Origin of the sequence: Streptomyces sp. NPDC053069 (assembly GCF_044546895.1) — a bacterium.
Lineage (GTDB): Bacteria > Actinomycetota > Actinomycetes > Streptomycetales > Streptomycetaceae > Streptomyces.
The window spans coordinates 150781-162014 of sequence record NZ_JBITZN010000002.1; the positions used below are offsets into that span (position 1 = coordinate 150781).

Annotated in this window: 9 protein-coding genes; 3 read left to right on the forward strand and 6 right to left on the reverse strand. The window is 72.9% G+C overall.

Annotated features, from left to right (window positions below; translation table 11 throughout):
- Positions 1-88 precede the first annotated feature (88 nt).
- The 6 genes from ACIGXP_RS04305 to ACIGXP_RS04330 all read right to left on the reverse strand — a co-directional run bounded on the left by ACIGXP_RS04305 (position 89) and on the right by ACIGXP_RS04330 (position 7412).
- Positions 89-2575: an ATP-grasp domain-containing protein gene (locus ACIGXP_RS04305; protein WP_399763847.1), complete on the reverse strand. Its 2487-nt coding sequence runs from the start codon at positions 2573-2575 to the stop codon at positions 89-91.
- Positions 2572-3930: a hypothetical protein gene (locus ACIGXP_RS04310; protein ID WP_363220154.1), complete on the reverse strand. Its 1359-nt coding sequence runs from the start codon at positions 3928-3930 to the stop codon at positions 2572-2574. Before ACIGXP_RS04310 ends, ACIGXP_RS04305 begins: the two co-directional genes overlap by 4 nt.
- A complete protein-coding gene (locus ACIGXP_RS04315) occupies positions 3927-4817 on the reverse strand; it encodes a sugar phosphate isomerase/epimerase family protein (RefSeq protein WP_399763852.1) in 891 nt (296 codons plus the stop codon). The genes ACIGXP_RS04310 and ACIGXP_RS04315 overlap by 4 nt, the downstream gene beginning before the upstream one ends.
- A complete protein-coding gene (locus tag ACIGXP_RS04320; protein ID WP_399763855.1) occupies positions 4810-5595 on the reverse strand; it encodes a 2OG-Fe dioxygenase family protein in 786 nt (261 codons plus the stop codon). The genes ACIGXP_RS04315 and ACIGXP_RS04320 overlap by 8 nt, the downstream gene beginning before the upstream one ends.
- An 82-nt stretch (positions 5596-5677) precedes the next feature.
- Positions 5678-6001, reverse strand: coding sequence for a 2Fe-2S iron-sulfur cluster-binding protein (locus tag ACIGXP_RS04325; RefSeq protein ID WP_363220150.1), 324 nt, complete (start codon positions 5999-6001; stop codon positions 5678-5680).
- Between the two features lie 124 nt (positions 6002-6125).
- Positions 6126-7412 (reverse strand): MFS transporter, encoded by a 1287-nt coding sequence (locus ACIGXP_RS04330; RefSeq protein ID WP_363220149.1) that lies wholly within the window; start codon positions 7410-7412, stop codon positions 6126-6128.
- Between the two features lie 238 nt (positions 7413-7650).
- On the opposite strand from ACIGXP_RS04330, the gene ACIGXP_RS04335 reads away from it, so the two are divergent.
- From ACIGXP_RS04335 to ACIGXP_RS04345, 3 genes are all read left to right on the forward strand, one after another.
- On the forward strand, positions 7651-8874 hold the full coding sequence (locus ACIGXP_RS04335; RefSeq protein ID WP_399763859.1) for an ATP-grasp domain-containing protein: 1224 nt from the start codon (positions 7651-7653) through the stop codon (positions 8872-8874).
- A gap of 339 nt (positions 8875-9213) precedes the next feature.
- A complete protein-coding gene (locus ACIGXP_RS04340; RefSeq protein ID WP_351238824.1) occupies positions 9214-9876 on the forward strand; it encodes an RNA polymerase sigma factor in 663 nt (220 codons plus the stop codon).
- Complete coding sequence (locus ACIGXP_RS04345; protein WP_399763862.1) at positions 9876-10967, forward strand: hypothetical protein; 1092 nt, start codon at positions 9876-9878, stop codon at positions 10965-10967. The genes ACIGXP_RS04340 and ACIGXP_RS04345 overlap by 1 nt, the downstream gene beginning before the upstream one ends.
- Positions 10968-11234: the final 267 nt, after the last annotated feature.

Below are 11234 nucleotides of genomic sequence, written 5' to 3' on the forward strand. Positions count from 1 at the left end.
ATCGGCGACGCTGCGGTGCGTCAGCGGCCGGCCCTCCCGCGGCCGCAGGGGACCAGCCGCTGCGCTCGCCCCGCTGACGCGACCCGCCCTACTGCGGATCCGCGGCGTCCCGCACATCGAAGCGCACGGCCGCGTGGGCCGCTTCGGCCCGGGTGACCGCCTCCTGCCGGGTCGCGCCGACCGCCAGCACGTAGCCCTGGCGGCTGCCGGAACCGGTGAGCGGGCCGAGCCGCTGGCCGGGGCGCACGGTGGCCCTCACCTCGACCACACCGGGCAGCTTCCGGGCCTCCTCGACCCCTTCGACGCCCTCCAGCACGACGTTCTCGTGCGCGAAGAACCGGATGGCGGCGCCCCCGGCCGAGGCCGGGAGGACGGGGGTCTCGACGCCGAGCAGCCCGGCCGCGGTGGCGGCGGCCAGCCGTACGCCGGTGACGAGTTCGACCATCTCCCAGATCTGGTCCCCGCCGAAGCGCGTCTGGGTCTCGATGACGGCGAGTGAGCCGTCGGCCCGGAGCATGACCTCCGTGTGGGCCGGTCCCCAGCGGTGTCCCAGGGCGGTGAGCAGCGCGCCGGCCGTGTCCGCGACCGACTGTGCCACGGCCGGTTCGAGGGCGGCCGGCATCTGGTGGCCGGTCTCCACGAACGAGGGAGCGCCCGAGGTCAGCTTCTCGGTGACCGCGACCACTTGATGGGCACCGTCCAGGGTGAGTGTCTCGACGCTCAGCTCCCGCCCGGTGACGTACTCCTCCGCGATCACTGCGGCCCCCGTGTTCCCGGCCCGGTGCCAGCCCTCGGCGGCCTCCGCCGGAGTACGGGCGAGGGTCACACCGCGGCTGCCGGAGCCGTCGGCCGGTTTGACCACCACAGGGGTGCCGAGCTCGCGCTGGAAGGCGGCCGCTTCACCGGCGTCCGCGCACACCCGGTGGCGTACCGTCGGCAGCCCGTGGACGGCCAGCAGGTCGCGCATCAGGCCCTTGTCCCGGCTGTGCCGTACGGCCCGTACCGGGTTGTGCGCGATGCCGAGGTCCTCACCGATCAGCGACGCGGTGAGCAGATGCTGTTCGGCGAAGGAGAGCACGGCGTCGAAGGGAGCCTCTCCGCGGTGCAGGGACCCGGCCATGGTCCGTGCCCACGCGGGGTCCAGCTGCTCGACGAGGAACAGGCCGTCGGCGCGCCGCTCCTGCAGCTCGCTGAGGTTGGCGCGTTCCTGGAGGAGCGTGATGCGCACGTCGAGGCCGGCGATCGAACGGAACCCGGAGTCCTTGCCGCCGACGATCAGAAGGTGCGGCCGGCCCGCCGACGGGACCTTCCGTGCCTCGGACGGGCGGGTCTGCACCAGGTCGGACATCTGCCACACCGCCGTGATGTCGCGCAGGAGATCGGCGGGTCCGTCGGCCGACAGCTCGGCCGACAGGATCTGCCAGTGCCCGTGTGCCGCGGTCCCGGCGGTCGCACCCGGTGCGTGGTAGAGGCTGTGCCCGGCGTACGTGGGCAGGGAGGTCACGCGGTCGAAGCCACGCAGGCCGGTGAAGACGCCGGTGTCGCGGGCGAACGGTGTGACGATGCCGAAGGGCCGGTCGTACCGGGGCGTCAGGTCCGGCTTCTCGCCGCGCAGCACCGCGGCGTAGGCGTCCATGAAGGAGATGCCGTGGGCCTGGTGGAGGACTCGGGCGCGGTGGCCGCCCGGCCGGATGCCCACCTCCAGCAGCCGGGGGCCCTGCGGGGTGAGGACGAACTCGACGTGTGCGGCGCACAGCCGCAGGCCCATGGCCCGGACGGCATCGACCGCGAGCCCGGTCATCCGGTGCTGGTCCTCTGCGTCGGCGCGGCTCGGAGCGAACCGGGCGAAGTGGTGGAAGTCATCACCGCCGAGGTCGGCGCCGGTCAGGACGTCGACGACGGGACTCGGCCACGGTGTGCCGTCGCGGTCGACGACCAGGTCCACCGAGTGGTTGCTCCCCGACAGGAACTCCTCGACCTGCAGGGCGGTGAACCGCTCCGGCATCCCCTTGGCCCGGACGTGCTCGGCGACGCCCTGCCGGACCTGCTCGAAGACCTCGGCCGCGGCCTCGGGTCCCGGCACGGTGAGCACGAACAGGCTGGAGTAGAGCGCCGCCGGTTTCACCACCACGGGCCAGCCGTTCCGCTCGCCGAAGTCCACGACGTCGGCCGCCGATCCGGCCCGGCCGTAGCGGCCGGTACTGGACGGTCCGATCCGCTCGGTGAAGAGCCGCCGCATCAGTTCCTTCGAGCGCAGCGCGGCGACCTCGTCCACCGGCAGCGCGGGCAGGCCGAGTACGGCGAGGAGCCTCGCATACGGCTCGACGTACGCCTCCCGCAGGTTGAGCACGCAGGCCGCGGACTCCTCACGGAGCCGTCCGGCGAGGACCGTCAGGCCCTCGGCACCCTCTTCGGGGTCCCATGGCACGACCGTGTCGAAGGCCTCGTCGTCGGCGCACCAGCCCCGGGAGCGGACATCGCGGATCAGACCGACCCGCAGGCCGGACACCCGCAGCGGCTCGAACTCGCCGTACCGGGCGTTGCCGAGGAAGAACACCGTGTCGGGTGTGGTCATCTCGTCCTCTCCGTCGTGTCCGTGTCGTCGAATCCGTAGGCGACGGAGGAGAACGATCCGGCGAGCGCGGCCACCTGCGCAGCGACCCCGCCGGGCGGGCCGTCGGCCGTCCCGTCCGCCGGGCCGGCGTGCGCAGCCCGCGCCATGAGTTCGGCCAGGCGGGCCATCTCCGCTTCCCGCATACCGCGGCGGGTGACCTCCTGGACACCCACCCGGAGCATCACCCGTCCTTCGACGGGGCGTGCGTTCAGGGCCAGTCCGGCCCGTACGAGCCGGCCGGCGACCGCGTAGCCGCCGAGACGGCCCGGCCGGTCCGGGGCTTCGAGCAGCAGTACGTGGCTCTGACTCTCCCGGGCGGCATGCGGCGGGCGGAACACGGTGAAGCCCTCCTCCCGCAGTGCCGTGGCGAGCGCCGCCCGGTTCGACAGCATCTGCCGGGCGTACGCGGCGGCGTGGACGCCCATCTCCAGAGTGGTGATGTAGTTGGCCAGGGTCGGGCCGGTCTGCTGGGAGGAGATCAGCGCCTGGCCCATGCGGTCGGAGAAGTCCCGGCCGGCGTCGGCGTCGGCGAAGGCGACAAGGCCCTTGTGCGCGCCGGGGAAACTCTTGTGCGTGTTGCCCTGGACGATGTCGCAGCCCTCGCCGAGCGGGTCCTGGAAGGCTCCGCCCGCGACCAGGCCCAGCGTGTGCGAGGCGTCGTAGACCAGCAGCGCGCGGGTGCCGACGGCGGCGCGGAGGCTCGGGACCGGCAGCGGTACGAGCGGCACGCCGTGGTCGAGGAAGACCATCGCGCCCGGGTCCCGCCGCCACAGGTCGGTGAAGCCGGCCATGTCGACGGTTCCGGCTTCGGCGGACCAGGGCAGGTACGCGGAGCGGCGGCCCATCGACTCCAGCAGGGGCCGGGTGGCGAAGTGGCCGCCGTTCTCGGGCGCGATAGAGTACACCAGGGCGCCCGGGGCGGTCAGGAGCGCGAACACCGACATCGTGGCGTGCAGTCCCGACAGCGGCCGGAAGTCCACCCAGGCGGCGCCCAGCAGTGCGCGGGCGGTCCCGACCGCTTCCCGCTCCAGCCGGTCGACGCCGGGATACGCGGCCGTGAGCAGCCCGGAGCGCAGCACCGGGTCCAGCCCGCGGCGCTCCTCTTCGTATCCGATGAGGTACCGGTTGGCCAGCGGTCCGTGCAGGGCCGCCGTGGCCGTACGGGAGAGCACGTTCTCGAAGGCGGCCAGGTTGACCGTGGTCGCGACCCGTTCCTCGTCCGCCCGTACGCCGCCCAGCAGCTCGGCCACGTGCTCGCGGGGACCGGGCCGCGGCAGGCGCAGGTCCGGATCGGCGACGGCCGGCGATGTGGTCATCCCTCGCCCCGCAGGCGGGCGCCCTCGGCGTCCCAGCGGCGGCGGAAGTCAAGGGCGGCCTCCAGGTACTGCTCCGGCCGGTAACCCTTGGCGAACTCCTCGACGACGGCGGCGCCGTCGAAGCCGTAGGTGCCGAGCTTCTCCAGCGACCCCCACAGGTCGAAGTCGCCCTCGCCGATGGGGATGTGGGTGTGGTCGGCGCCCTTGATGTCGGCGATGTGGGCCGTGCGGACGTACGGGGCGACCATGGCCAGTGCCTCGTCGTAGTCGCCGCGCGGCAGGTGGACGGTGGCGAGGTGGGGGACGTCCAGGGTCATCCAGGTGCCGGTGCTCCGGCACAGCTCGACGTGCTCCTCCGGGGAGAACACCACGTAGCGGGGGCGGTTGGCGCCCATGTTCTCGATGCACAGCTGCACACCGGTGCGGGAGAGCAGCGGCTGGACGCGGTCCAGCGAGGAGCGCAGTACGTCGAGGAGCACGTCGTTGGGCCGGCGGGACATGTAGCCGGGGTGGTATGTCACGCGCTGCACGTCCAGGTCCGCAGCGAGGTGGACGGCCCGGCGCAGATAGTTGATGGACTCCGCGCGCTCCCGCTCGTCGGGGGAGACCAGGTCGGTGTGCGGGCCGTACCACGCGGCGTGCACCGACACGTCCAGTCCGTGCTTGTCGATGACGCGGCGCATCCCCTCGACGATCCGCTCGTACTCGGGTCCGTCGGCTCCGAAGAGGACCTCCTGGGCCTCCTCGGCGATCTCGAACTCGATGTCGGTGAAATGCCCGGCGAGGAATTCGAGGTGCTCCACGATCTCGGCGGGGTTGTCCCAGATGTTGGTGGAGAAACCGATGCGCGGGCGGGTGGGAGCGGTCACGGGAGCGGTATCAGTCACGGGAGGTCCCTTTCGTCGGTTCGGTACGGGAGAAGAAGTCGATGAGGAGCATGTCGCGGACGCCGGTGCCCGCTCCGGGAGAGGCGGTGACCGGTGACACGTCGTGGAACACCCGGCGGTCGTCCAGCAGGATCGACTCGAAGGGTTCGGTGAGCCGGGCCTGGTGGATCTGCCGGCGGTCGAGGTCGTACAGGCGGGACTCGGCACCGAGCACGCCCTCGCGGCGGATGAGTACCTGTCCGACGTAGTGGTGGCCGTCCTGGTGGATGCCCTCCGGGGCGGGGTCGCCGGCCGCGTCGGTGCGGGCGACCACGCGGATCTGGTGGACGCCGCAGGTGTCGACGGCCTCCCGGTCACCGGCCGGGAGGAGGCCCCTGAAGGCTCGTACGACGGCTCTCAGGGCGGCGCCCTCGGCCACGTCCGGGTGGAGCGGGGCGAACGTCCGGGGTACTCCGCCGACGAGCCCGTTCACCGCGCGGTCCTGGATGAAGGGGCGCTGCGGCAGGCGTTCCAGATCCGTGCCGGTGCACCGGAATGCGTTGTAACGCCGGTACCGGTAGGGGTTGTCGGTGCCGAGGTAGGCGTCCGCCGGCAGGTCGTGCCAGGAGTCCGTGAAGCGCTGCGCGGCCTCGCGCGGCACGGCGCCGAGGGCTTCTTCGACGAAGGCCGGCGGGAGGTGCAGGAACGGGGCTTCCGGGAACCCGGCCCCGCGGTCCGGGCTGTCGGTACGGGCCGGCGCGGTGGGCGGGGTGGGTGCTCTCAGAGGTGTCGTGGTCATGGTTCCTTGCTCTCGCGGACGGGCGGTGATCGCGGCAGTCGCTGTCGTCACGGCGGTCGCCGGGTGAGAACCGCGCGCGGGTTCAGGTCTGGCTCTCCGGGACGCGTACGACGAGGCCCGCGAGGTCTTCGCCGATGGTCAGCCGGCAGCCCAGACGGCTGTTCGGGCGGCGTTCCTCGGCGGTGTAGTCGAGCATCTCGTCCTCGTCGTCGCCGAGTTCCGGCAGGGGCGCCCCGTCGACCTCCTCGACAAAGACGTGGCAGGTCGCGCAGACCAGGCGGCCACCGCACTGACCGAGGATTCCGTCGATCGCGTCGTCCACCGCCACGTCCCTGACGGTCGTGCCGGCGGGTGCGTCCACGACGGAGCGCAGGCCATCGGGATGGACGAAGGTGATCTGAGGCATGGTGTGAGGGTCCGCGCTCTCTGTTCGAAGGATCGGATGGATTCCGGAGGGTCGGATGCCGTCGGCCAAGGGGGAAAGAAGGGCGAGGGAGAAGGGTGGGGTGCGACCGCTCGGGCGGCCCGGATCACTCCTGGCGTGCCGCCGCGTCAGCGGTGCCGGGGGCGTGTCTGGCGCTGTCCGCGCCCGAGGTGACTGCCGTGTCTTCCGTGCTCGCCCTGGCTGGGCGGCCCGACCACACCGCGACGCCGGACGCGGCCAGGAAGAGGGCCGCCACCACCCCCCACGCCCACAGGTGCAGGGGCAACAGCACACCGACCAGCAGCGCCGGGCCGACGATGCGCTGCCCCGTCATTCCCATGCTGAAGGTCGCCAGATAGCGCGCCCGGGCGGCCTGCGGCGCCAGGACGAAGGAGAGTTCCCAGCTCGCCACCGAGTGCAGGTTCTCCCCCACGGTGAGGGCGACGACCGCGGCAGCGGCCAGAGCGAGTGCCGGCCACCGTGGCACTTCCTCGGCCAGGGCGAACAGCCCGCAGCTGAGGCAGAGCGCCACCGCCGTCACCTTCAGCAGCCGCAGGGAGCCTCGGACCGTGGTGGCGAAGCGGTGCACGTAGGCCTGCAACAGGATCGTGAGAACCGTGTTGACGGCGAGCAGGACGGACAGCCAGGCGTGCGGCAGGCCGGTCCGCTGCACGATCCAGACCGGTATCAGGACCAGGAGCAACGAGTCGTACAGCGAGAGGACGCCGTTGGCCGCGGTGAACACCAGGAACCGCATGTTGCGGTACGGCGCCTGGACCGCGGCCCTGTCGGCCGCGGGAGCCGGCCCCGCGGCCACCTGTGCGACCCGCACCGCCCACCGGGCCATCCCGGCGATCACCAGGAACGACGCCCCGTTCACCAGGAACACGGCCTGGAAGGCGAACGGCACATCGAGGCCGAGTACCACACCCGCGGTGAGCAGGCCGGCCGTGAGACCGGCGTTGCGCACCGCGCGGATGGACGCCAGGGTGCGGGTCCGCTCCTCGCCGCCGGCCACGTTCGAGACGATCACCTGGAGCAGGGGGGAGCAGGCCCGGTCGGCCGCGCACAGCAGGCAGGTGAGCACGGCATAACCGGAGAATTCATGAACGAAAGCGTATGCCCCGTAACCCGCCGAGCGAATGCACATGAGTACGAGATAAATGCGTACCGCGCCATAACGATCGGCGATATGACCCAGTGGCAGCGGGCTCACAAGACCGAATAAAGCAGCTATCGAGAGCACCGCCGCGACATGGGCCGCGGGAAATCCCACGACGCCCACGAAATACAGTGTCGAAGCGGCCATGAAGAGCCCGTTGCCGAACGAGTCGACCAGCGCTCCGCCCACCATGATGCGGCTGCCGCGCTTCGCGGGTGTGACTGATGTCACGACCCGTGCAAGACTTCTCACCCGCACGAATTCCCCCGAACCGCGCCTCTTTGGTCTTGATCACCTTCACCGTAACGGACGCTCTGGTCACTGACAAGAGTGATCTGAAACAACATCCCGAACCTGTCCGTTGAGCCCACTTGGAACGGCTTTCCTGCGAGACTTGCCGCCATTGACCGCCGGAGTTTCAGAGCACAGAATTCGGCAGGTCCAGAACACTGCTGCCCCGGAGATTCCCTTGCCCCGCACCGCGCCCCCGCCCCACGCTCTTCTGGTCGGCTGGAAGCCGCTGGCGATCGATGCTCTCCGGGCGGAGGACTGCTCGGTCACATGCGTGGTGAGCGCGACCGACGCGGACCGGGCCCGGGGCGCGGCCGGCGCGGAGGTCCTCGTCGCCGGCGAGGCCGGAAGCACCGAGGACGTCCTGTTCGCGCTGGCGCGGGCCGGGCTTTCCCCCGACGGCTTCGACCTGGTGACGAGCGGCCAGGAGTACTCCCTGACGACCGCCGCGGCCGTCGGCGCGCTCGGTGGTGTCCGGGCACTGCCGCTCGATGTGGCCGTCGCCCTCCGCGACAAGTACGTGCAGAAGCGGCGGATCAGGGCGGCCGGGATCGCGACCGCCCGATGCGGGATCGCGCCGACTCCCCGGGACGTCGTTTCGACGGCACGGCACGCGGGTGGGTTTCCGGTGGTGGTCAAGCCGCAGGCCGGCGCCGGGGCGCGGAACACCGTCCGCCTGGCCTCGGAGGCGGAGGCCGATCGCTGGGCCGCCTCGGCCGGCCAGGGCCCCTGGCTGGTCGAGGAGTTCGTCCCAGGCGCCGAGCTGCACCTGGACGGTGTCGTCCGGGACGGCCGCACCCTGGTGCTGAGCGCCTCGCGGTACCTCCGCAATGTGATCGACGTGCATTCCGGGGCCCTGGTGGGGTCCGTCCGGGCCACCCCCGAGGAGGAGCCCGGGCTCTACTCCCGGGCGGGCGCCCTGACCGACCGCGCACTGGCCGCCCTCGGACACTCGGACGGGGTGTTCCACCTGGAGGTCTTCGAACAGTCCGACGGGTCCCTGGTGTTCGGCGAGTGCGGCGGCAGGGTCGGCGGCGGACGCATCGACGAGGTGACGCGCCGCGCCACCGGGGCCGACCTCCACCGGCACTGGGCCGCCGCGGCGCTCGGCACCACGCCGCCGGAGGCCGGAACGCCGAGCGGCGGGTCCCTGGGCTGGGCCTTCCTCACCGCTCCGGCGGGCCGGGTCGTGTCGATACCCGACGAACAGCAGTTGCTGCGGCAGCGGGGCGTCGTGGCCGCCGCCGTCACCAAGGGGCCGGGCGACCTCGTCGGGCCCGTGGTCAAGTCCTTCGACCGGGCCGGCGACATCGTCGTGGCCGGCCGGGACGCCGCCGAGGTCAGGGCCCGGCTGGCGGACTGTGCGCAGTGGTTCCGGGCCGGCGTGACGGTCGCCGCGTGAGCCCCCCGCAGCGGGTGCGGCCGACGATCCGGCACCTGAGGCCTCCGGGGAGAAGTAATCCTCGTCACCCGGCGCACCCCGTGCAGAGCGAACGGCCGGGGCCGCCACCCCCCACAGGAGAGGCCCCGGCCGTCGCGCGGACGGGCCGCGCACGACCCGTACTTGATACAGCGCCAGGAGTGCGTTTTCTGTCACACCCCGGCCCCGTCCGCCCTCACCCTGCGCACATCCGTACCCGGTCACGAGTTAGTTGCATCTTCTACGGACATGGACGAGGAGCGGTTTGACGCCGTAACGTGCCTTTCGCGCCGACCGGCAAACAGGCGTAAAGGGAGTGCGGTGCTGGGGGACGACGCGGAGCTGACCGCCGCGGTGCGTGCGGCACAGGACGGAGACGAGACCGCATTCCGTACGGTGTACCGCTCCGTGCAGCCACGCCTGCTCGGATATGTGCGGACACTGGTCGGTGATCCGGACGCCGAGGACGTCGCGTCCGAGGCCTGGCTGCAGATCGCCCGCGACCTGGACCGGTTCAGCGGAGACGCCGACCGTTTCCGCGGCTGGGCCGCCCGGATCGCCCGCAACCGCGCCCTGGACCACATACGCATGCGCGGCCGCCGTCCTGCCATAGGCGGCGACGAGACGGAGCTGACCGGCCGGGCCGCCGAGTCCGACACGGCCGGCGAGGCCATCGAGGCGCTGGCCACCGACAGCACCCTCTCCCTCATCGCGCGGCTCCCGCAGGACCAGGCCGAGGCGGTCGTCCTGCGGGTCGTCGTCGGCCTGGACGCCAAGAGCGCCGCCGAGACCCTCGGCAAACGCGCCGGTGCCGTGCGCACGGCGGCGCACCGCGGTCTGAAGCGGCTCGCGGAGCTGCTCGGCGAGGATCCGGAATCGGCGGGCGTGCTCGACGCGCTCCCACCCCAGCGAGAACCGCGCGGCCGCGCGGTGTCGTCCGCAACTGTGACGCATACGCGTGCGCGGACGCAGAAGGACATGTGATGGCCGACGAGCAGGACAAGTGGCTGAACCGTGAGACCGCGGAACGCCTGCTGCGCGGTGAGCCGCTGGAAGCCGTCGACGCCTCCGCCCGTGACCAGGCCGAACGCCTCTCCAGGGCACTCGGCGCGCTCGCCGCGGAGGCGGCCCCCGCGAGCGGTGAACTCCCCGGCGAACAGGCCGCCTTGGCCGCGTTCCGCAAGGCCCGCGAGGCCGCCGGGACCGAACGGACCGCTGCCGCCCCCGGCCCGCGCCGCGCCGGTGGTGCCTCCCGCCGGCCCGTGCCCGGTGCCGACGCGGGCCTGATCCGCATCGGCGTCCCGGGCCGTACCGGAACCCCGGCCCGCCGCCCCCGCTGGGGCCGCCCGGTGCGGCTGGCGCTCGCCGCCGTGGTGGCCGCGGGCACCCTCGGCGGCGTCGCCATGGCCGCCGGCAGCGGGATGCTGCCTACGCCGTTCGGGCCCGAGAAGCACGGCCCCGCCTCCTCCGTCTCCCCCGACGCGACCGCCACGGCGCCGTTCGCCTCGGTCCCGCCCCGGGGCACCTCGGGCACGACGCAGGGGCCGGACGCGCCGAGCGGCGGCCCGGATGCGCACCGCGGCGGCGCCTCCGGAGAGGCCGTCGGACCGGACGACCGCACGGGCAGGAGCCACGCCCCGGGCGCCGGCGAACCCTCCGGCACTCCCGGCCGACGCTGGAAGGACGCGGCCGCGGCCTGCCGGGACCTCCGGGACGGCAGGGAACTGGAGGCCGGCCGCCGGCGCGCGCTGGAGAACCTGGCGGGCGGCAGCGCACGCGTGAGCCGGTACTGCAAGCTCGTCCTGTCCGCCGCCGACCTGGCCGACGGCACGAAGAGCGGCGGCAAGGGCGAGGAGAGCGGCGGGGCCAAGGGCAACAGCGGGGGCGGCGGCAAGACCAGGAGCGGGGGCAAGGACAAGGGCACGGGCGACGACGACGGCAACCCCGGCCGGGGCCGCCCCGGTCACCCGGGCCACGGCGGCGGTCACCCCGGCAAGGGCCGGGCCGGCGCGACGGCCCTGCACGGCACCGGTTCCGTTCCAGCCCTGAAGCCGACCCCAGCAAACCGCGTCTGACCTGCGGTTTCGTACGTCGCGAAAATTTCTTCCCGCAAGGTGTGACGTTTTCGGAGCCCGGGACGCAGTACTGAGTGAGCCGACTGGTCATCGGCCGTCGCACTGAGCCGGGGTTCCCCCCGTACCCACGGCTCGTGCACCTGGCGCGGGGGGGGGCCCGGGCCCCCCCGCCCCCCCCCCCCCCCCCCCCCCCCCCCCCCCCCGCGGCCCCCCGGGGGGGGGCGGGGGGCGAGGGCCCGCCGCAACAAGGCGAGGTGGTCGGTAGAC